Source organism: Streptomyces sp. NPDC039424 (assembly GCF_055639495.1).
On record NZ_JBVKAI010000026.1, the window covers coordinates 78398 to 98907 of the forward strand.

Annotated in this window: 17 protein-coding genes and 3 pseudogenes; 6 read left to right on the forward strand and 14 right to left on the reverse strand. The window is 69.7% G+C overall.

Going from position 1 to position 20510, the window contains the following annotated elements:
* Positions 1-11 precede the first annotated feature (11 nt).
* Complete coding sequence (locus tag ACZ7L0_RS39245; RefSeq protein ID WP_471247361.1) at positions 12-404, reverse strand: hypothetical protein; 393 nt, start codon at positions 402-404, stop codon at positions 12-14.
* Positions 405-666: 262 nt separating this feature from the next.
* Between ACZ7L0_RS39245 and ACZ7L0_RS39250 the strand changes: the two genes are divergently transcribed.
* Complete coding sequence (locus ACZ7L0_RS39250; protein WP_471247362.1) at positions 667-990, forward strand: HEAT repeat domain-containing protein; 324 nt, start codon at positions 667-669, stop codon at positions 988-990.
* Between the two features lie 74 nt (positions 991-1064).
* Here ACZ7L0_RS39250 and ACZ7L0_RS39255 read toward each other — a convergent pair whose 3' ends face one another.
* From ACZ7L0_RS39255 to ACZ7L0_RS39270, 4 genes are all read right to left on the reverse strand, one after another.
* A complete protein-coding gene (locus ACZ7L0_RS39255; RefSeq protein WP_471247363.1) occupies positions 1065-1466 on the reverse strand; it encodes a hypothetical protein in 402 nt (133 codons plus the stop codon).
* Positions 1467-1708: 242 nt separating this feature from the next.
* A complete protein-coding gene (locus ACZ7L0_RS39260) occupies positions 1709-2062 on the reverse strand; it encodes a peptidoglycan-binding domain-containing protein (RefSeq protein ID WP_471247364.1) in 354 nt (117 codons plus the stop codon).
* Between the two features lie 169 nt (positions 2063-2231).
* On the reverse strand, positions 2232-2459 hold the full coding sequence (locus ACZ7L0_RS39265) for a hypothetical protein (RefSeq protein ID WP_471247365.1): 228 nt from the start codon (positions 2457-2459) through the stop codon (positions 2232-2234).
* Between the two features lie 354 nt (positions 2460-2813).
* Complete coding sequence (locus ACZ7L0_RS39270; RefSeq protein ID WP_471247366.1) at positions 2814-3413, reverse strand: CHAP domain-containing protein; 600 nt, start codon at positions 3411-3413, stop codon at positions 2814-2816.
* A 321-nt stretch (positions 3414-3734) separates the two neighbouring features.
* Here ACZ7L0_RS39270 and ACZ7L0_RS39275 point away from each other — a divergent pair, with 321 nt between their 5' ends.
* From ACZ7L0_RS39275 to mobF, 3 genes are all read left to right on the forward strand, one after another.
* A complete protein-coding gene (locus ACZ7L0_RS39275) occupies positions 3735-4421 on the forward strand; it encodes a response regulator transcription factor (protein ID WP_471247367.1) in 687 nt (228 codons plus the stop codon).
* Entirely contained in the window at positions 4415-6115 is a 1701-nt protein-coding gene (locus tag ACZ7L0_RS39280; RefSeq protein ID WP_471247368.1) for a sensor histidine kinase, read from the forward strand. Before ACZ7L0_RS39275 ends, ACZ7L0_RS39280 begins: the two co-directional genes overlap by 7 nt.
* 745 nt (positions 6116-6860) lie before the next feature.
* Positions 6861-7547 (forward strand): MobF family relaxase, encoded by a 687-nt coding sequence (gene mobF / locus ACZ7L0_RS39285; protein WP_471247369.1) that lies wholly within the window; start codon positions 6861-6863, stop codon positions 7545-7547.
* Positions 7548-7617: 70 nt separating this feature from the next.
* On the opposite strand, the gene ACZ7L0_RS39290 is transcribed toward mobF, so the two are convergent.
* From ACZ7L0_RS39290 to ACZ7L0_RS39305, 4 genes are read right to left on the reverse strand one after another with little or no spacing between them, the layout of a single operon-like run.
* Positions 7618-11508 carry an NACHT and WD repeat domain-containing protein gene (locus tag ACZ7L0_RS39290; protein ID WP_471247370.1) on the reverse strand — a complete coding sequence of 1297 codons (3891 nt, stop codon included), beginning with the start codon at positions 11506-11508 and terminating at the stop codon, positions 7618-7620.
* Positions 11505-11936: a hypothetical protein gene (locus ACZ7L0_RS39295; protein WP_471247371.1), complete on the reverse strand. Its 432-nt coding sequence runs from the start codon at positions 11934-11936 to the stop codon at positions 11505-11507. The genes ACZ7L0_RS39290 and ACZ7L0_RS39295 overlap by 4 nt, the downstream gene beginning before the upstream one ends.
* A 16-nt stretch (positions 11937-11952) precedes the next feature.
* Positions 11953-14178, reverse strand: a complete 2226-nt coding sequence (locus tag ACZ7L0_RS39300; protein WP_471247372.1) for an outer membrane protein assembly factor BamB family protein — start codon at positions 14176-14178, stop codon at positions 11953-11955.
* A 10-nt stretch (positions 14179-14188) separates the two neighbouring features.
* Positions 14189-14797, reverse strand: a complete 609-nt coding sequence (locus tag ACZ7L0_RS39305; RefSeq protein WP_471247373.1) for a TIR domain-containing protein — start codon at positions 14795-14797, stop codon at positions 14189-14191.
* 124 nt (positions 14798-14921) lie between these two features.
* Between ACZ7L0_RS39305 and ACZ7L0_RS39310 the strand changes: the two genes are divergently transcribed.
* Entirely contained in the window at positions 14922-16115 is a 1194-nt protein-coding gene (locus ACZ7L0_RS39310) for a helix-turn-helix domain-containing protein (RefSeq protein ID WP_471247374.1), read from the forward strand.
* Between the two features lie 32 nt (positions 16116-16147).
* Here ACZ7L0_RS39310 and ACZ7L0_RS39315 read toward each other — a convergent pair.
* The 3 genes and pseudogenes from ACZ7L0_RS39315 to ACZ7L0_RS39325 form a co-directional block, all read right to left on the reverse strand.
* Positions 16148-16378, reverse strand: a pseudogene (locus tag ACZ7L0_RS39315) (hypothetical protein); the annotation flags it as partial.
* 85 nt (positions 16379-16463) lie between these two features.
* On the reverse strand, positions 16464-16814 hold the full coding sequence (locus ACZ7L0_RS39320; protein ID WP_471247375.1) for a VOC family protein: 351 nt from the start codon (positions 16812-16814) through the stop codon (positions 16464-16466).
* 223 nt (positions 16815-17037) lie between these two features.
* The gene (locus tag ACZ7L0_RS39325; RefSeq protein ID WP_471247376.1) at positions 17038-17613 is read right to left on the reverse strand and encodes a TetR/AcrR family transcriptional regulator; all 576 of its coding nucleotides are present in this window, start codon (positions 17611-17613) and stop codon (positions 17038-17040) included.
* Positions 17614-17712: 99 nt separating this feature from the next.
* Here ACZ7L0_RS39325 and ACZ7L0_RS39330 point away from each other — a divergent pair, with 99 nt between their 5' ends.
* Entirely contained in the window at positions 17713-19254 is a 1542-nt protein-coding gene (locus tag ACZ7L0_RS39330; RefSeq protein ID WP_471247377.1) for an FAD-dependent monooxygenase, read from the forward strand.
* Between the two features lie 20 nt (positions 19255-19274).
* Here the strand turns inward: ACZ7L0_RS39330 and ACZ7L0_RS39335 are convergent.
* Positions 19275-19924: pseudogene (locus ACZ7L0_RS39335) on the reverse strand (IS5 family transposase); the annotation flags it as partial.
* Positions 19849-20412, reverse strand: a pseudogene (locus ACZ7L0_RS39340) (IS5 family transposase); the annotation flags it as partial. The pseudogenes ACZ7L0_RS39335 and ACZ7L0_RS39340, both read right to left, overlap by 76 nt.
* Positions 20413-20510 lie beyond the last annotated feature (98 nt).

Here is a 20510-nt window from a genome sequence, read left to right on the forward strand (position 1 = left end):
CGGGCTGATCGTCACGTACAGGCAAGGCCGGTGACGCCGTTCGCGCAGCGTTCGACGTCCGGCTTGCCACCTGGGCGGGCCCGCGCGCCGCCCTGTGCAGGCTCGGGGGCGATGAGTTCGCCGTCGTCCTGGCGCTGCCCGCCGCCCGCCGCGCGCACCGCCTGGAACAACTGGTCTCCGCATGCTGCGCGCCCCGCTCGTTCTGGACGATGGCCGCTCGTCGCCGTTACCGCCTCGGTCGGCGCCGCGACACCCGACACGATAAAGACGAGCAACTCCGTGGCCACACGCAACCGCTCCACAGCCGCCCCATCGAGCGGGCCAAGGTCATAAAGTCCGGAAACAGCAGCCCATACCTGCTTCACCGGACCGCTCAGATCGATAGGAACAGTCTCCCAGTCCAACGGAGCGAAGCCTGCTGGCCTGAGAACTTCATCGAGCCCGTCGCGGCTGCGTGTTCGTCAGGACCGACAACGAAGCCCTCGTCTCCTGCTTAGGTGACCCGCAGCGCGCGGTTGCGGCCTATCACGCACTGCTGCGGCGCGGTGAGGACGCATTGAGTGCTATCCGCGCCGGCCTCCACCATGAAGATCCGGCAGTCCGTGAGGGCTGCTGCCGCCTCCTCGATCACCTGGTCGACACCGGTTCCATGGGGAACTCATCGCCATGGCGGACGACCCCGACGCCCAGGTCAGGATCTCAGCCTTCCACGCCCTTGCCTGCGAACGGTGCAAGGGCGACACCTGCGCACCGGGCCCGGAACGGGTTCTCGAACCCGCATTGCGTCATTTGGCCTCCGACCCGGACCCGCACGTCCGGAGCATGGCCGCCGAACTCGTCGGCAAGTTCGCTCACACCGATGCCCGCGCCCTCACCGCCTTGGAGGCATCCCGCGCCCGGGAGCCGAGCCCGGCCGTCCGCAAGAAGGCAGGCTGGTACACACCCGGCGGGACCATCTATGAACGGACCCTCTCACGCGTTCCCAAGTAATGCGGCAACCCCTTCGCACGCCGGGCTTGCAGGCTTGCGTGCCGCCGGCCGGGGTGCGAGGCTGACGCTGCTGGTCAGTGGCCGAGGTAGACGTATTCGTAGCCTTGGTTTCCGTTCCACCAGCCGCTTCGTTCCCAGGCTGACCATGCGCCTGTGGTGCAGCTGCGGGCGAAGACTCGGGGGTAGGCGCTGTTTTTGTCGTTCCCGATGTCGCCTCTGCCGAATGCGCACATGCCGTCGTTCGTGGTGTCGATGACGCGGATCTTGATGCTGCTTTGGATGCGGCCCTTGTAGGTGCGGCGGCATTCGTAGTACTGCATCTTGGCGCCGCCGGTGGTGTGGGTTCCCCCGTACCAGCAGTTTTGGCTCGTGGTGGCCATCGGGCTGGCGAGGGAGCTGGCTGTGGGGATTCCGGTGGTCCCTGTGCCCAGAGCAAGGCCGGCGACTACGGCGACGATGCCTTTACGGATGTTCATTTTCTGTGTCTCCTTCGGACTCGACCGGAACGGTTTCGCAGCGCGTCGCTGGGTGTTTGGTCGCTATCGGTGACCGCCAACCGCAGTCGTCTTCGGCTGGAATTGATCAGGTGCCCGCCAGTCGGCGCGGCTGGAGAGGGCCTTGGACAAGCGGTGTGAGAGGAGCGAAACGGTGACAACGCCAGGGCGGTGCCGGTCGCCCTCGGTGCGCGTGTCCGGCCCCTGTCTGTGGCGGCGCGCTCTTATTCGCGGCACCAGTGCAGGAGGGCGTCCCAGGTGCTGATGCCTACGATTCCGTCTGCCCGCAGCCCGCAGTGCTCTTGGGTGACGATCACTGCGCGGTGCGTCTGACGGCCGAAGATGCCATCGGCGGGGACGGCGAGTTTGCTCTGCAGGTACTTCACACACGCGCCCGTGCTGCCCTGCCTGAGAACGTTGGTGGGCAGGCCGTTGACCCAATGACATCCATGGGCCGTGGAGGAAGACGCTGCACCTGCGTCGGCGGCGCCGGGAGCGCTGAGGAGACAGGCGCCGGCCAGAGCGACGGCGGCAAAGGCTCGCCGTATGGCAGGTGGTTTGCGTATGGGTTGTTCCATGGGGGACCCCGGTCAGGTGAGGAGGACGTGGACTGAACCGTGGCCTCGTCGGCTCGCGCTCGCGATCGACTTGGCTGCTGGTGGTCCGCCGGGCGCTGAGGCCCGGCGGACCACAAGGTGGCACTTCACACCGTCTGGTGACGCTGCAAGCAGATGCCGGCTGGTGCCGTCAGCACTTCGGCAGTCCGGCCGGGGGGTCGTGCGGCGTGTTGACGTTGCCGCCCCACGAGTACACGCCGTAGTAGACGTGACTGGGGCTGTCGTGCGTGTCGATGACGATGCCGTAGTACCAGACGTTCGTGTGGTGCTTGCCGTCGTTGTAGTAGTCGCCTCGCTTGTAGCAGTCGACGGCGAAGCTGCTCTTGCCCTTGGTCGTGCCGACGAGACGGCTGTTCAAGTGAGGGCCGCCACGCAGGTTGCTGCCACCGTCCACGGTCGTCTCGATCCCGCTTGCGGCGGCCGGGATGGCTGTGGCCGCGTTGGCAGGTACTGCCGGACTGAGCGGTCCGGCGGCCATACCAACGGCAATCGCCGCGGTAGACAGGGCCACACGCACAGATGTGCGCATAATGATGCTCCAATCTGGTGTTCTGATAGCTCATGACTCGACACGCACGCAACAGGGACACCGGCGGTGCCGGAGTTCCAGAGGCAGCAGCCGTCCGCCTGGCGCTGTGGAACGACCACGCCGCAGCGGTCGAAGCAGGGTGAGGTGCGGGCGTCCACCCCCGTGGGACGCCCGGTCGGTAGGTCAGTAGTTCCAGGCGGGGTGGCCGTAGCCCCAGATGAGGTGGCTGGTGCGGGGGTACTTCAGCCGCTTGACCTGGTCGGAGCGGTTGCCCTCGACCGTGTAGACGTAGGTGTCGTCGTAGGAGGTCACGATCCCGATGTGGTCCTCGCCGTTGTGCCCGTTGAGGTCGAAGAAGATCACGCAGCCTTCGCGCGGGCCGCCGCCGGTGGCTCCGCGGCGGTAGAACCGGTGGTGGTTCTTGAACCACTTGAGGTGGTCGGGAACGTACGCGTGCTTGCCGCCGATGGCCCCCAGCTGGCCGACCTCGTGGAAGACCCAGCTGACGAAGATGTCGCACCACTCCTGTCCGTCGGAGCCATACCAGCGACCGTACTTGGTGTGGTTGGTTCCGCTTTCCCGGTATCCCACCTCCCTCTTGGCGATTCGGGTGACCTTCACCGGCGGCACGTTCGGATCCATCGGCGCGACGGCGTCCAGAACGGCCAACTCGGCCGGCGACAGTTCCTGGCTGGGGTCGACCGGCTTGGTCACCGCAGCGAGTCCCGCTACCTGCTCGCCGGGGACGAGCGGCCTTTCCTGCGGGGTGAGCGGTTCGGACATGATCACTCCTTCTTGCTGTCCACGCGGACAGCGATCGACTGACGGGTGACGGGCCGGACGAGGTGAGCGAGTCCGTGCCGTCTGACCTCGACTCTTCCGGCCGAGGAATTGAAGGGGCAGCCGGTTCGGCCACCCTGATCAATGGCTGCACCGCTGCTGGTCCTTGGTCCGCCCGTGTGGCTGAACCAACCGGTGCCAGGCGACGACTGTGGCAGCGAGGGGCTGTGGAGAAGCTGAAGGTTTCTGAAAGGCCCGCGGGTGACTCTGATGCGCTGTGCGGTCTTCAGGTTGGCCACAGGCGTTCTCCTTCATGCTGGAGCCATGCGCTTACTGGTGGTTGAGGACGACCGGCGGATGGCGGAGCTGCTGCGGCGCGGCCTGGTCGGTGAGGGATGGGCGGTGGACGTCGCGCACGACGGGCCGTCAGGGCTCGAGCGGGCGGGCGAGAGTCCTTACGACGCGATCGTGCTGGACGTGATGCTGCCGGGCCTGGACGGATACGGAGTGTGCGGTCGGCTGCGTGAGGCGGGCATCTGGGCGCCGGTGCTGATGCTGACCGCGATGGACGGCGAGTACGACGAGGCAGAAGGGCTGGACGTCGGGGCGGACGACTACGTGACCAAGCCGTTCTCGTTCGTGACGCTCCTGGCCCGGCTGCGGGCGCTGATGCGGCGCGGCCAGCCGCAACGCCCCGCCGTGCTGCGCGTCGGGGACCTGGAAGTGGATCCCGCGGCCCGGCGCTGCCGTCGCGGCACGGTGCCGGTGGACCTCACGGCGCGGGAGTTCTCGGTCCTGGAGTACCTGGCGCGGCGCGGCGGTCAGACGGTCACGAAGACGGAGATCCTGGAGCACGTCTGGGACGACCGGTTCGACGGAGACGTCAACGTGGTGGAGGTCTACGTCAGCACCCTGCGCCGCAAGATCGACACCCCCTTCGGGCGGCAGTCCATCCGTACGGTGCGGGGGATCGGCTACCGGTTGGACAGCGTGCCGGAGACGGCATGCTGAGGATGCCTCGGCTGCGTCGAGACGCGCGCGGCCCGCGGTCCGGCAGTGTGCGGCTGCGGCTGACGCTGGCCGCGACCGCCGTAGCCGCCGTCCTGCTGACACTGGCTGCTGTTGCCTCCGCCGTCGCCGTGCGCAACTCACTGGTCGCCTCGGCGATCCAGGTGGTCACGGACGGCACCACCGTCGAGGTGGTTGAGCCGCCGTCGTGTGAAGACGGTGCCGACGAGACGTCATGCGTCGAAACCCAGGGCTCGTGGTCCAGCGACCAGCTCAACTCCTACATCGGCCAGCACCACAAGCTTCCCCTGATCCACGGCGAACGCCTGTCCCTGTGGCCGTGGTCTGACCCGGGCGATGCGACGCCCGCGGAGTTGATTCAGCCCGACGGGACATCCCTGTGGTTGGCTCGGGAGGACTCCAGTCCCTACCCCGACTCCTGGACGGACCAGCAGCGGCTGAACACCACCGTGTGGTGGCTGGCCGGCGGCACGCTGGTGCTCACCCTGCTGACGGCCGGCGGGACATGGCTGCTCATCGGCCGGGCCCTGAAACCGGTGGAGGGCATCCGGACGCAGTTCGCCGCGCTCAGCCTGAGCCGCCTCGACCAGCGCATTCCGACGCCGCGCGGCGGCCGGGAGTTCACGCAATTGGTAGCGACGATGAACAGCGCCCTGGACCGCCTCGATGCGGCGGCCGCCCGGCAACGGCAGTTCACCTCCGACGTCGCCCACGAACTGCGCACCCCACTCGCCTGCTTGCGCGCCGAACTCGAACTCGCGCTCACCCCGTCCGCACCCGCACATTGGCCCGATGCCGCCCATGACGCCCTGCACGACACCCTTCATCTCCAGGACATCACCACGAACCTGCTGCTCCTGGCCCGCCTCGACGCTCAGAGCGCACACACGAAAAGCCTCCTGACTGAGCAAGTCGACCTGGCCGAGCTGATCCGGGACACCGTCGCCCGCCGCGACGTTCCCGATCACCTGAGTCTCGTCGTCACCGCACCCGACGAACCCGCGCCTGTGACCGGCCACCCAGGCCTGCTCGCTCGCGTCCTGGCCAACCTTCTCGACAACGCCGAACGCCACGCGGCCACCACGATCACCGTCACGCTCAGCCCGGACGACAAACGCCGACAAGCCGTACTCGACGTGGCCAACGACGGCCCGCCCATCCCGCCCGAACACCAGGAGACGATCTTCGAACGCTTCAGTCGGCTCGACGAAGCCCGCACACGCGACGCCGGGGGCACCGGCCTCGGCCTGGCCATCGCCCGCCGCATCACCACACTCCACCACGGCACCCTCACCCTCGCCCCCAGCCGGGAAGACCTGTCGGGCGCCCGGTTCACCGTACGACTGCCCCTCACCAACGAGGACGCCCAGCCGCTGGTCACCGAACTCCTGCACGCCTGGGACCAGCCCGACGACATCCCGGCGCTTCTCACTCACAACGCCGGACACCAGCCCCTCGAAGACGTCGTGCCCGACCTGGCACGCGCCCTCATCACGGCCGGACGCGACCGCCACCTCCATGCACTGCTCCTTCACGTCGCACGGCAGGCACCCGCCTGGGAAGTCACCGGCCTCGCCGACATCCTCCGGGACGAAGGCATGCCCGCAGCTGCCGACGAACTGCTCGCCGCCCGCACCGCGCAGCGCAGGTCCGCACGGGGCGCCCGTGTTCGTTGAACCGGTATGCACACGAGGTCATTTTGCGGCCCCGACGGCGAGCGCGTTGACGGACCGCGTGGTGTGGAGCGCGACGTCGACGGCCCCGGCCCGGGAAGTGCCGAGCGCACTTCGACCGATTCGGCGGGCTCGATCCCAGGGACCGGCTCACCCCGCTGTACACAAGCGAGGGCAGCGTCGACGCAGGCGACCACTCCCTGCTCAGCGTCTTCGTGTGTGCGATCTCTCGGTTTCGGGACAGTAGGGGAGTGACAGCGGGCCTGGGTGTGTTGCTGCTGTTCAGTGGTGGTTCAGGGGGCTTGGGGCCAGTGTTCTGGACGCGAGATTTCCGTGGGGGTTTCGCTGTCCCGGGGCGTTGTCCCAGGAGGGGTGACGCTGTCTCAGTTTGGTGAGTTCTGATCCGCTGGCCGGTGCGTGTTGGTGTGCTCAGGGGTGGGGATCAGGGAGAGCAGGGCCCGGCCCCGGAAGGGGCGGGTGGTGGTTCGAGTGGGGCTTTGCCGGCTGTGTCGCTTCGGGCGTTGCGGGGACCGGCGGTGCGCCGTCTGTTGGCCCTGCGGCGGGAGGGGAAGCTCACCACTGGGCAGGTGAGGTCGGCGGCGGACGTGCTGGGGGTGCGGGAGCGTGCGGTGTGGCGGTTGCTGGCGGCCGCCGATCGGGACGAGGCTGCGGCCCGGGCACTGGGGGAGCGGGCCGCGTATCCCGGGCGGTTCACGGTTACTGATGAGGTCCGGGCTCTGCTGGGGCTGTGGAAGGGGAACGTCGCGGCGGTGCATCGGGAGAGCGGGGCCGACACCCGTACGCGGACCGGATCGAGGCCGACCGGCTCGCCATGGGCGACTCCCCGAAGAAGGCGTGGAGGGTCACCGCCCTCGGACGGCGGGCGACGGTCACCGGCGTCGACTTCGTCTTCCGGCCGCAGCCGACGATCTACCTGCTGTGGGCGCTGGGGGATGAGGAGACCCGGCGAGTGATCGAGGCCGCGCACGAGCGCGCGATCGAGCGGGTGCTGGAGTGGATCGAGCACGAGGTGGGGGTGATCCGGTACGGCAAGGACGGCATCTACCGGGTGCGGCCGCCCGGCGGTCTGGTCGCCGCCCGCTTTCGCCACTACGAGGCGCGGTCGGGGATGCCTTTACTCCATGACCATCTGCTTCTCTCCGTGAAGGGACAGCGAATGGACGGGAAATGGGGCTCGATCCACACCACGGCCCTGCACGAGAACACCGTGGCCGCCTCAGCGCTCTACAACGAGATCGTGGCCGCTGAGGTCTGCGAGGCGCTGGGGCTGGCGACCGAGCCGCGCACCGTCACCCCGGGGCGCCTGCCTGTGATGGAGATTGCCAGGGTGCCGCACGAGCTGATCCGCTGGACCTCCCGGCGCAGTGACCAGATCGCTGACTGCCTGGCGTCACCGCCCGCTGGGCATCAGTGACCGACAACGGCGGAATCTTCGGACCTGGACGATTCATACCCGACTGACGACGAACCTCTGTCTCCGGTCACTAGGTGGTCACACAGGGCGGTTCGTACGGCAGTTGGGGAACATATCGGCTCCATTCCTGCCGGCTCAGGGCGCCGGAGCTTCCGGCGCAGATACGGCTGATGGCGGACTCGACGTTCAGGTCCCAGAGCGTGGCCACGCCGTCGTCGGTGGTGGCGGCCAGGGTGTGACCGTCTGGGCTGAACGCCAGAACGGCGACGAATCCGGTCTCCACGGTCAGCGGCCGGCCGATGGGAGTGGGGTGGTCGGGATCGGTGACGTTCCACAGGTTGATGGTGCCGTTGTCGGTGTGGCCGGCCGCTGCGAGGGTGTGCCCGTCCGGGCTGAACGCCACCGACCACAGGCTGCCGCCGGGTACGGTCAGGGGACTGCCCCTGTGCGTGAGGTGGTTGGGGTCGGCGGCATTCCACAGGGTGACGGTGCCGCGGCTGTTCCCGGTGGCGAGCGTGCGGCCGTCCGGGCTGAACGCCACCCGGGTGCTGGTGGCGGTCGGCTGGTCGATCTGCTCCCCGATGCGGACCCCGGGGTCCGTCGTACTCCACAGTCCGACGGTGCGGTTGCTGCCGTCGCCGCCGACCGCCAGCATCGTGCCGTCGCGGCTGAATGCCAGGGATGCGACGGACCGCGTGTCGGAATTGGAGATGCCGGGCTGGGCGACGGGGTGTGCGGGGTCGCTGACGTCCCACAGGGCGATGCTGCCAAGCTCGTCGTCGCCGGCCGCGGCCAGGGTGTGGCCGTCGGGGCTGAACGCCAGGGCGAAGATGCTCCCGTCCGCCCCGGTGAGGGCCTCACGGAGGCGAACGGGATGGCTGGGATCGGCGGTGTTCCACAACGTGACGGTGCCGCCGCCGTCGCCTGCGGCCAGGGTGCGCCCGTCCGGGCTGAACGCCACGGCGTCGACCGGGTCCTTGGGGCCGGTGAGCGGATCACCGCGGGGAGCGGGGTGGTCGGGGTCGGCGGTGTTCCACAGCGAGACGGTGTTGTTCTGGTTCCCGGCGGCCAGGGTGCGCCCGTCCGGGCTGAACGCCACGGATGCCACATTGCCGCCGGCGCCGATGATCCGGGTCGGCGGCAGATTCCACAGATCGACGTTGCCGTCGGTGTTCCCGGCGGCGAGGGTGCGGCTGTCCGGACTGAACACCACGTCGGTCACCGCGTCCCCGGGACCGGTCAGCGGCCGGCCCAGAGGGCCGATGGCCCCGGGGTGGGTGACGTTCCACAGATGGATGGTGTGGTCGGCGCTGCCGGCCGCCAGCGTGTGACCGTCCGGGCTGAACGCCACCGACATGACGGGCTGGGCGGGACCCGTCAGCGGCTTGCCCAGAGGGGCCGGGTGGCCGGGGTCCGCGACCTTCCACAGATGGACCCTGCTGTCCTTGCATCCGGCGGCCAGGGTGCGGCTGTCGGGGCTGAACGCCAGGGAGATGACGGGGTGCCCGGCCTTCAGGGAACGGCCGCGGCCGGGGTGGGCCGGGTCGGTGGTGTTCCACAGGCGGATGGTGCCGGCGTCGTCGTCGCATGCGGCGGCCAAGGTCTGCCCGGTGGGGCTGAACGCGATGCGATGGGAGAAGACGTCGGGGCAGTCGAGGTCCAGGGGCGCTCCCGCAGGGGGGACGTCGCCGGGTCGGGTGACGTTCCACAGGCTGACGAATCCTGCGTGCCATCCGGCGGCCAGGGTACGGCCGTCCGGACTGAACGCCAGCGATTCGATGGAGGTCGCCGCGTCGAAGCCCTGAATGGCGGGACTCTTCGGTCGGCCGAGCAGGACGGGGTGGCTGGGGCTGGTCAGGCTCCACAGGTCGACGAATCCGCCGGAACCGGCGTCGCCGTTGTGGCTGGTGTGGCCGCCGACGGCCAGCACCCGGCCGTCCGGGCTGAACGCGAGCGACAGGATCGAGTTGACGGAACGGTCCACGGGAACGGGTCGGCCCAGCGCCACCGGACGGCTGGGATCGGAGACGTCCCACAGCCGGACGAGGTTCTGGTTGACGTTCCCGGCCGCCAGCATGTGCCCGTCGGGGCTGTAGGCCACGGTGTACACCGCGCCGCGCGGGCCGGGAAGCCGGGTGTCCAGCGGTGTGTTCTCGGTCGTGATGAGCCGGGACGCCGCCTCCGGGGTCGGGTCCATTCGGTAGGCGGTCAGCGCGAGTTGAGCGGACAGCGAGGGATCGGTCGGTGCCAGTTGCACGGACGCGGAGGTGACGGCGGCGTTGACGGCCTGGTCGCGGGCTCGCAGGGCCCGGGCGGCGGCGGCCCGGGCGTGGGACTCCTGCAGGAAGGCGAACACCGCGGCCAGCGAGGCGACCACGGCCAGGACGGTGATGGTGGCGACTGCGCCGCGCCGGAGCCGTTGCCCGCGCCGCTGGTGGTGGCGGGCGGCGGCCAGAAATGCCCTGGCGGCGCCGCTCAGTTCCGGCCCGTGCGTCTCGGCCCAGGCGAGGGCGGTCTCCAGGCGGTTGCCGCGGTACAGCGCGGCTGCCTCCCGGCCGGCCTGTTCCCAGAGCGCGGCCGCCTCTTCCAGGTCCTGTCGTACGAGGTTCCCGTTGCGGTCGTGTTCGATCCAGTCCCGCAGCCGGGGCCAGGCGCGGATGAGCACCTCATGTGTCATCACCACCGTGTCCTGGTCCCGGGTCAGCAGCCGGCCACGGGTGAAGTCGTCCAGGACTCTGACGGCCGCTTCCCGGTCCGGCGCGTGACGCAGCAGCTCGTCGTGCCGGACGCGCCGGCGGCTGTCGTCGGCGTCGCGTCCCACGATGACGAGCCGCAGGAACACCCACCGTGCGGCCTCGTGGCAGGGCGGCGGCAGGGTGTCGTAGAGCCTGTTCGCCGTGGTGGCGATGGCGCCCTGGATGCCGCCGGTGACGCGGTATCCGTCCACGGTGAGCGTGTGGCCGTGGCGCTGCTGCCAGGTGGCCCGCAGCGCGTGTGCGAGCAGCGGAAGCCGGCCCGTGGTACTCGTACCGACCGGTCCCCCGACCGCGCCCAGGTCCGCCAGCAGCACCTCGACCAGGCCGTCTTCGACGTCGAGTCCCACGTTGCCGGCCGGGCGGCGGATCGCGTCCTTGAGTTCGTCCTCCGTCATCGGCTCCAGCAGGACCGGTCCGGCCTGGAGCGCCGCCCGGAGCTGCGGATGGGCCGTGCACGCGGCATAGAAGTCCGCGCGCACTCCCAGCACCACGACCGCACCGCCCGTGGGCCGGGCCAGACGGTCGAGCACGTCGATGAGCCACTGCCGTTCGGTCTCGTCGCCGCAGGCCGTGAAGATCTCCTCGAACTGGTCGACCACGACGACCAGGCCAGCGGAGGGGGACTCCCCGGTGGGCGCCGGATCGCCGGCTCCGGTGATCTCGCGCAGCTCGGCAAGGCACCGTGCGGGATCGGCCCGCCATGCCGGTGCCGTGCGCCGGGCGGTCTCGGCGTCGAGCCCGGCGGCGGCCGCCAGTGCCAGGGCCGGGGATGCCGTCGGGGTCAGCAGCAGCCGCGGCCAGGTACTCGAGCCCGCCACCGGAAGCCGGCCGTCGTCCAGGGCCGGCAGCACCCCGGCCGCGAGCAGGGACGACTTCCCGGCCCCCGAGGGGCCGATCAGCACCAGCGGGCCGCCCTCACGCATCCGGGCGTCCATCCGCTCGCACACGAGGTGAACCATTCGCTCACGGCCGTAGAACCACTGCTTGTGCCGCGCGCCGAACGGGGCCAAGCCCGGGTACGGGCACAGCACTTGGTCGGCGCCGGGGCCGGGCACGGTTCTGCGCCCCTCGTCACCGAGGCGAACGTGGAGGTCGCGGCCGGCCTGGAAGACGCTGCCGCCGCCGGTCGCGCTCGCCTCCTGCCGTTTCGGCTGCCAGAGGGGCGGCCCGTCGGGGGGCGAGGCACCGGTGCTGCGTTCCGTCACGCCTGTCCGCCCCTGGTGACGGTCATGTCCCGGCCGGCCAGGAACGCGTCGCCGCCGGAGACGTGTGCCTCCAGCGTCATCGAGCCCGTGATCTGCTGTTCCGGGGTTCCGGCAGCGCGCAGTTCCTCGCCGAACAGCGCGCGCAGCTCGTCGACGGCGTTCGGCCGCGTGGCCATCAGCCGGATGATGCGGGCCTGCCACTCGGCGATCAGCAGCCCCTGGAGCTCCTGGCCGTCGCCCGTCTGCTGTGCCTGAAGCAGCTCGCCGCGCGCATCGGCGAGTTCCTCTTCGACGCGCTCCGGGTGCGCGGACCGCCACAGCGACAGGACCGAGGACTTGACCGCAACCCAGCCGTCCGTCGCCAGCAGATCGATCAGGCGCGCCGCGGCCGCCGATGCCAGGCCGGCGAGTTCCACACTCGTCTCCATGTCTTCTCCTTGTCCCTTACCGCCCGTGGGCCGCGATCGCGGTCACTGTCAGGTGGGAGGCGATGAACACGTGGTCGCCACCCACCGTCCACAGGAACCCCACGTCCGGCTGCCCGGGGTCGCTGTATTTCCACCGGGCCCTGCCGGTGGCCGCGTCGATGGCCCACAGCGTCTTGGCGCTGTCGGTGGCGAAGACGGTGTCGGCCGAACACTGCGCGCTCTTGCCGGAAATCCTGAGGGCGGCATTGAACATGTTGGAACCGCCCATGTCGTTGGCCCCGTCGAGCGTCGCGACCCACTGGAGCGTGCCGTCGGCCGCGGCCAGGGCGGCCAGGTCACTGCCGACCGGTACGTAGACGGCCCGCCCGTCCAGGCTGGAGAACGGGGCGCCGATCTGGACCTGGTCCCCGTTCTTCGCATCGAAGCGCTGATGCCACTTCTCGTTGCCCGTGGCCGCGTCGACGGCGAACAGCGTGTCGCCGTTGCCGCCGGCGAACAGGAACAGCCCGGCGGCGTAGCACGTCAGCGGCCAGCCGGTGGTGAAGTAGAATGCGGCGTGCGGGACGGATACGTTCCAGCCGCGGGCTCCTCTCCTGCCGGCGTCGATCATCTGAACGCGGCCAGGTTTCTTGCCCGGAACGGCCGAGGTGGCCAGCAGGCGAGAACCGGAGGGCGGCACGAGCACGTTGTTGATGTCCGTGCCCTTGACCCGCCACCTTCCCTTCCCGGTCGCGGCGTTGAACGCACGGATGTAGCCGGTGCTCGGAGACTTGGCCGAGAACGACCCGGATGTCTTGAGCAACTGCCCGCATACGTACACTGTGTTCCCCGCGACCGCCACGTAGTGGCTCAGGTACATCGCTGCATGCGCGCCGCCGCCGGGATCGACGTCGGCCATCTTGGTCGCCCACTTCACCTTCCCGCTGGCGGCGTCGAACGCCGCCAGCATGCCTGACTGACTCGGTGTGTCGCAGAGCAGGTAGAACACTCCGTCCGCGTACGCCGTCGGGTACTTGGCGCTGGTCGTGCCGAAGTCGTTGGTCGTGTTCAGCTGGCGGAACACGGATTTTCCGGTCGCGGCGTCCAGGAAGGACGTGGCAGTGTCCGTGACCACCATGACCACCCTGTCGGACGCTTCGAGGCAGGTGGGGGCGTGCTTTCCGGCGCCTGACCATGCCTTGGCGGCGTCGGGTCCGGCCAGGACGATCGATTCCGGTCCGTCCGTCGAGGACGGCGACGCAGAGGAGGCCGACGTGGATCGCACGCCTGACGGAGAGGCCGCCCGCGCGGTGGAGCCGGGCCCACCGGCCCGGCCGTCGGGTGCCGGCGACGAGTCGCCGGAAAAGGCGAGTGCCGCCGCGGCTCCGCCGAGTACGGCCGCGCCCCCGGCCAGACCGATGATTAGCTTCCGGCGGCTGACACTCGTGTCGGCAGCGATCATCGGCGGCGGAGGAAGCGGGCCCCGGCCGCCGCCCCCGGCGGACACCGATCCCACCGCCGCGGTCGCGGCGGCCATGTCGGCGGTCACCGCCGGCGGCAGCCAACTGCCCCCTGGGGCCGGCAGGTCCTGACGCCTCAGGTAGTCGACGAGTTGCTCCGCGGTGGGACGGTCCGGCGGTTCCGGGTACAGGCAGCCGCCGATCACCTCGCGCAGCGACACGGGGAGGGCGCCCGTGTCCGGCTCGCCTCCGGAAGCTGCGAACAGCACGGTCGACCCGAGGTCGAACATGTCGTCCGTCGGTGAGGGTGCCGGATTGCCGGTGGCTCCCACGATCCCCAGGGCGGTGATGCGGGGCCCGTCCATGGTCAGCAGCACCGAATCCGGGCTCACCTCACCGTGGACCGTCCCGGCCGCGTGGAGTGCGGCCAGCGCCTGGGCGAGGCCGTCGGCGAGCACCCGCAGAGCCGGTTCGGACAGCGGGCCGTGCCGGTCCACCGCCTGCCGGAGCGGCAGTCCGGCGGTGAACTCGGTCGCCAGCCAAGGAACCGGCGCGTCGGCGTCGGCATCCACCACCGGTACGAGGAAGGTACCGGACAGCGTCTGTGCCGCCTCGACGGCGGCTCGGAACCGGTCCCGGAACCCCAGGTCCGCGGCGAGCTCGGGCCCCACGACCGTGACCGTGACGAGTAGCCCCTCGTCCGTGCGGGCCGCGAAGACTTCGCCCCCGCCGACCGTGCTCTGCCTCCCGAGCAGCGCATACGGCCCGATCCGATGAGCACCGTCTGCTCCGGGATGATCCATCGTCCGCCCCTCACGCCAGCTTGATCGTCTGATCACGGGCCGCCTGGTAGGCGCTGCCACCGCCGGACACATGGGCCGTCATGGTGATTGATGGCTCCGGATCGGCGGCCGGCACCGTGCCGTGCCCGGGTTCGATAGCGGGGTCGGTATCGGTACCGGACAGGAGAGCGGTCACCGCGTCGCCCAAGTGCTCTAGCCCGTCCGGCAGATGGGTCTCCGGAACGCGGAGGAACTGCAGGCGCGCCAGCTCCGCGATCTCGGCCGGCAGCGCCGAGGCGTCGGGCAGCATCGTCGCGTCACCCAGAAGGACCGGGACGACGCGGTTTCCCGCCCGCAGAGCTGTCGCGATCTCCAGGCGGACCCAGTCGTGGGCCCGGTCCAGGAGCCGCGCACCGTCCTCGCCCCGCGCGTCGAGCCAACCTGGCCCGATCAGTACGCACATGAGCTCACATTCGGCGGCCTGCCGCCGCAGGATCTCGGCGAAATCGGCCCCGGGCGGTATCGACTGGCCCGACTTGAAGATCTCGTTGGCACCTAAGCGGTCGGACAGCGCGCGGTAGACGCGGTCTCGCATCCACCGGGAGTCCGGTTTGCGAAAGTTGAGGAAGACGCGCGGCACAATTGCCCCCTGTCTGGCAAGCCTTGACGTCAGGGATCGTGCTCACCCTAGGGGTCGAGTACACGCTCGGTGGCTATTCGCCGGGGATTGAATAGCGGCCGCAAGGCTCCGTACGCTGGCCGGTATGGACCCGGCGGACAGCGCGGCAGGGACGGCCTCGGCAGGAAGATCGACCAGCACGCGGCTGCCGCCGGGCGACTTCGGCGTCGTCCTGGCCACACTTCGGGCACGCCGGGGGTGGAGCGTGCGCGAGTTCGCCCGGCGTGCGAACGTGTCCGAAGGGCAGATCTGCAATCTAGAGAGCGGGTTGCGCAACCCGACGCCCGCTGTGGCGGCGGCATGCGACGCGGCTTTCGGCACCGGCGGGGAACTCGTCGAGCTGGCCGGGGCCGGCCGCCGCGGCGCCCGGGCCGAGGGCGTCGTCGAGGCTGGCCCCGTGGTCGCCGGATACGAGCGGGTCCTGCGGGAGCTGAAGGACATCGGCAGATCCACCGGACCGAGGTTCGTCACCGCTTCGATGAAGTCGATCACGCGTATTCTGACGGACGCCGGTCCGCACGCCGTTGGCGAGCAGCGTGCCGAGATCTGGCTGCTGGCCTCGAGGTTCGCCGAATACACGGGGTGGATGGCACAAGAGGCGGGAAATCCCGCGGAGGCGTTGCGCTGGACGAATCTCGCTGTCCGCTGGGGCGCATACGGCGGGGACGAAACGGTGGCCGCGTATGCTCTGGTCCGCAAGGCGTTCATCGCTCAGCACCGCGGTGACACCTTTGCGGCGATCGGATTCGCTGACCAGGCGGCCGGACACCCGGCGGCCAACCCGGTGATCCGCGCGCACGCCGCGCGACGCGCGGCCCAGGGGCATGCGCGCCGTGGCGATGCGGGGGCCTGCCAGGAGGCACTGGAGCGGTTCAGAAGCCACGCTGCTGAGGGCATCGGCGACCGGACCCCTCACTGGGGCCCGCGCATCGAGAACGGCAACCCTCGGCTCATCGAGGCGTCCTGCATGCTCAGCCTCCGTCGCTTCGAGCTGGCCGCCGACCTTTTCGCCGTCGAGCGTCGGCGCCGGCCAGCCGTCCCGGCGGACAGCAACTCCCAGGCCCGCTTCGCGGTTCGGCAGGCGATAGCCCTGGCCGGTCTCGGCCGCCTGGACGACGCCTGTCAGATCGTCGAGGCCACGCTGCCCGTGATCAAGCGCATCGACTCGGCCACCGTCCGCGCGGAGCTGGGCCGTTTCGTGGAACAGGCCCGGGCCCGGAGAGCCAGCCCGGGCCAACTCGCCCTCATCGACGCATCGGCCGCCCTCGCGATCGGCTGACAGTCGCGATCGGCTGGCAGTGCGGACAGATCTAGCGGCAGAGCCCCGATCGAGGCCGGCTGGTCGACCACGGCCAACACCGTTCCGTGCATGGCCTGGAGTTTCGCGAACAACTCGCGGAGCTTGGGTTCGGTGTTGGGCAGGCGCCTGTCGAAGGCTTTCTTCCCGGCCGGCACCACCGAGCCGGTGCCTCTGCGGATGATCCGCAGCAGGCGCCTGCCCTCGTCGTCCTCGATCTCGCGGGCGCGTACTGGTTCTGCCACCCGGACAGCCTGGCGACACGGCGCCTCCCGGACGAGCATCCAAACGGCGCGTCATGTGACAACAGGGGTATCGGCGCTCGCGTCACTATGCGTTGGGGTCACGGAGGCCGACTGCGTCATGCCGCCAGAACGGCTCTGCATAGACCAGCGTCCCCGTCATCCACGGCTCACACTCTGGGAACCTGATGACCTGGAAGGCACCGTCCGGGATACGCAGGGATAGCTTTCGGAAGCCCAGGCCACCACCGGGCGCGAAGCCGAAACGAACCTGGATGAACTGCAGGGTGGGCGGCATCTGGCGGGCCCGCACATCCTCGACGGTCGGCACCCAGGAACCGATCTCGGCCTTGCCCTCGCTCCGGTCGATCACCTTGAAGTCCAGGACCGCGCACCAGAACGCCGCGAGCCTCTCCAGATCACGGCAGTCAACGGTCAACTCAGATCAGGTCTGCGTTGAACAGCACTTCGGGTGCTGAGGGACATAACACGTTGCCCACCATCACCTTCAACGGCGTGCTTGATGTCATTCGGACACTGCTCCGGCCCTCGCGTAGTTGTTGCTCGGACGTTGCGGACGTCCCGGGGCCCATGAGGGCGCCCGCGCCCTGGGCCGTTCAGACGTCTACGGCCTGATGGAAACCGCAGTCGTGCGACGGGCTTCATGAGGATTTCCCCATGCCGCTGAAGAGGGCGTGGAGGACACGGTCGACGTACTCGTGGGTCAGGGGTTCCTGGGTGATCAGGAATTGGAAGTAGAGCGGGCCGGAGAGGATCGCCATGGCGAGGCTCAGGTCGAAGGCGGGCGACAGCTGGCCTTGGTCCTGAGCCGCTTCCAAACGGGCGACAGTCATGTCGGTCTGGGGGGCGATGAAGCGTTCGTTGAGCGCGGCGGCGACCTGTGGGTCGTACAGGGCCTCACCGACCAGGGCTTGGTACAGCGGGCCGAAGGGCGGGTTGCCCAGCAGGTCGACGGCTGCGTGGATCTGTGTGCGCAGGTCGGCGACGATGTCGCCCGTGTCGGGGTAGGCCAGGCTGGACTTGTGTAGAGAGAGCAGTGAGTCCAGGAGCAGGGCGCCCTTGGAGGGCCATCTGCGGTAGATGGTGTGCTTTCCCGCGCCGGCTCGGGCAGCGATCGCTTCGATGCTGAGCTTGGCGTAGCCGATCTCCTGGCCCAGTTCCAGCGTGGTCCGCATGATGGCCTCGGTCCGGGCGGCGCCGCGGTGGGGGTCGGTCATGCCGTCACCTTACCGGCACGGCACGTGCCGTACTTGACGGGACGCCGACTTGTGCGTTCTTCTTGCGGCACGACACGTGCCGTTCTGATGGGGGAATGTATGGACAACGACGTGATCATCGTGGGAGCAGGCCCGACCGGCCTGATGCTGGCGTGCGAACTGCGCCTGGCCGGGGTGCACCCGCTGGTGCTGGAGCGCTATCCGCACCGCCGGGACACTCCGAAGGCCGGCGGCCTCGGCGGACAGATCCTGGAATTGCTGCGCTACCGGGGCCTGCTGGAACGATGCGAGGCCGCCTGCGCCGGCCCCCTCCCCGCCCCTCGGTTCCCGTTCGGCGGCGTCCATCTCGACCTGACTCAGCTCGCCGATCCTCCGTTGCACGCCCTACCGCTTCCGCAACAGCAGCTCGAAATACTGCTCGACGAACGCGCCGATGAGCTCGGTGTCGAGATCCGCCGCGGGCACCAGGTGGCCGGAGTCGTCCAGGACGAGACAGCCGTGACCGCGGAGGTGCTCGGCCCGGACGGAACCTACCAGGTGACCGCCCGGTACCTGGCGGGCTGCGACGGCGCCCGCAGCCGGGTCCGCGACGCGGCGGGCATCGCGTTCCCTGGCACCACCTATCCGGAAGTCAACCGGCTGGCCCAGGTCACCCTGCCCGACACCGTGACCGTGCTCGGCAACGGCGATCTCGACGTCGCCGGCTTCGGCACGGTCCGCGGGGGCTTCACCCGAACCGACCGCGGTCTCCTCGGCGTCGGCGCGTCGCCCGACTCACCCGTGGTCTCCCTCTACACCACCGAGGACGAGACCGGCGAGTACGACGACGACATCCCGATGTCCATGACCGAATTCCAGGTCAGCCTTCGGCGCGTCTTGGGCGCGGATCTCCCGGTGGCCGAAGCGATCCGGCTGTCGCGGTTCACCTTCAAGGCCCGGCAAGCCGAGCACTACCGAAAAGGGCGGATCCTGCTGGCCGGTGACGCGGCGCACCTGTTCCCCGCGACCGGCGTGGCGATCAACGCCGGCATGCTCGACGCGGTCAACCTGGCCTGGAAGCTGGCCGCCGACGTCCACGGCAGGGCCCCCGACGGACTGCTGGACACCTACCACGACGAACGGCACTTCGCTGGCGCGCGCACCATGCTTCACACCCGGGCCCAGGTGGCGCTGCGGCGCGGAACCGACCCGGCCGCCGAAGCGCTCCGCGAGGTCTTTCAGGAACTGCTCGCCGACGAGCAGCCGCTGCGCCGCATGGGGGCGCTCGTCGCCGGCTCCGACATCCGCTACCCGATGCCCGGATCACCCGGCCACCACCCGTTGGCCGGAGCGGTCGTCCCCGATCTCACCTTGCACAGCGACCGGGGAGTGACCGGCGTCGGCGAACTCCTGCGCACCGCAAGGCCCCTCCTCCTGGACCTCGCCGACCGCGAGGACCTCCGCCGGGCGGCCGGAGACTGGCGAACCCGCATCGACGTCCACACCGCCAAGACCGACGACCGTCCTGCCGACGCCATCCTGATCCGCCCGGACGCGCACATCGCCTGGGCCGCGGTTGTCGAGGAGTCCCCCGACGCCGCCGTGCCGGCGCTACGCGAAGCGCTCAGCCGCTGGTTCGGCGCCCCCGACAACCACGCCTGACGTCCACGCCCTTCACAAAGGATTCCGCGTCTGCGCAGGTAGGAGCGGTTGCTGCGGGAGTCGTACGCCTTGTCGGCACGCACCCGGTCCGGCCGTTTGCGCGGCCTGCCGCGTCCAAGCCGGGAACTCGGATCGCCTCCAGGACCGGCTCGAACTGCGGAGAATCGCTCCGCTGGCCGGCCGTGATCACTACCGACAGGGGCTTCGGTCCCTGCTCAACCGCGAGGTGAATCTTGCTCGTCAGTCCGCCCCGAGACCGCCCGAGTCCATGGTCGGCCGCCTCGACGAAGACTCCGCCGGGGCGGCTCCTTCTGGAGACCCCCCTTTTCGACGCCCCGGCGGCGTGCTGATGCGCCCTGCACACCGTGGAGTCGACGTTCACGTCCCAGGTGATCAGCCCTTTCGTGTCCGCCTCGGCCTGCAACTGGGCGAGGATCCGGGCCCACGTCCCATCCCGCTGCCAACGCCGGAACAGGTCATAGACCCGGTCCCACGGCCCGTAACGCTCCGGCGCATCGCGCCACGGAGCCCCGGTCCGCGTCGGCGCAGGTAGGCGCGGAAGCCACGGGAGCTGTAGGCCTTGTCCGCAAAGACCTGGTCGGGCCTGCAGCGTGGCCGGCCAAGGCCGGTGCGCGGGACCCGGGTGCGTTCCAGGAGGGGGTGTGCGCAGATGCTGTCGTGGCGTTGGCCAGGTGTCAGCAGGATCGCGAGGGGCCGGTCGTGGCCGTCGCGGGCGAGGTGGATTTTGGTGGTCAGTCCTCCTCGGGGTCGGCCGAGGGCGTGATCGTCGGGTTCTTCCGGCCGGTGGATCCCCCTCTTTCGGCGCGTCGCTGCGGCGTGCTGGTGGGCGCGGACGATCGTGGAGTCGATCTGCACCAGCCAGTCGATGTCGCCGACCGCGTTCGCGCGAGCCTGTATCTGCTGCAGGGCACGGGTGAACACGCCGTCCAGAGTGTGGCGGCGGAAGCGGGTGTAGAAGGTCTGCCATGGGCCGTAGCGTTCCGGCAGGTCACGCCAGGAGATCCCGGTGCGGATCTTGTAGACCATCCCGTTGATGACCTGCCGGTCCGACACACGCGGACGTCCCGTCGCGGCCCGCGGTATGAGCGGAGCAAGTAGCTCCCACTCCAGATCGGTGAGTTCATGACGGTGTATCACCCCGCCATGATCCGCCAACAGATGATCTTTGAAGACGGACCCTAGCAGGGGTGAAGCGGCTGCCCGCTCTGGCGGGGCGCCGGGTGTCGGAGAAGCCG

Excerpts from the sequence above, each read along its gene's own strand:
- ACZ7L0_RS39325 (WP_471247376.1), bottom strand. The coding sequence starts at position 17,613 with ATGACCGACCCCCACCGCGGCGCCGCCCGGACCGAGGCCATCATGCGG.
- ACZ7L0_RS39270 (WP_471247366.1), bottom strand. The coding sequence starts at position 3,413 with ATGTCCGAACCGCTCACCCCGCAGGAAAGGCCGCTCGTCCCCGGCGAG.
- ACZ7L0_RS39250 (WP_471247362.1), top strand. The coding sequence starts at position 667 with ATGGCGGACGACCCCGACGCCCAGGTCAGGATCTCAGCCTTCCACGCC.
- ACZ7L0_RS39300 (WP_471247372.1), bottom strand. The coding sequence starts at position 14,178 with ATGGATCATCCCGGAGCAGACGGTGCTCATCGGATCGGGCCGTATGCG.
- ACZ7L0_RS39280 (WP_471247368.1), top strand. The coding sequence starts at position 4,415 with ATGCTGAGGATGCCTCGGCTGCGTCGAGACGCGCGCGGCCCGCGGTCC.
- ACZ7L0_RS39275 (WP_471247367.1), top strand. The coding sequence starts at position 3,735 with ATGCGCTTACTGGTGGTTGAGGACGACCGGCGGATGGCGGAGCTGCTG.
- ACZ7L0_RS39295 (WP_471247371.1), bottom strand. The coding sequence starts at position 11,936 with ATGGAGACGAGTGTGGAACTCGCCGGCCTGGCATCGGCGGCCGCGGCG.
- ACZ7L0_RS39255 (WP_471247363.1), bottom strand. The coding sequence starts at position 1,466 with ATGAACATCCGTAAAGGCATCGTCGCCGTAGTCGCCGGCCTTGCTCTG.
- ACZ7L0_RS39330 (WP_471247377.1), top strand. The coding sequence starts at position 17,713 with ATGGACAACGACGTGATCATCGTGGGAGCAGGCCCGACCGGCCTGATG.
- ACZ7L0_RS39260 (WP_471247364.1), bottom strand. The coding sequence starts at position 2,062 with ATGGAACAACCCATACGCAAACCACCTGCCATACGGCGAGCCTTTGCC.
- ACZ7L0_RS39310 (WP_471247374.1), top strand. The coding sequence starts at position 14,922 with ATGGACCCGGCGGACAGCGCGGCAGGGACGGCCTCGGCAGGAAGATCG.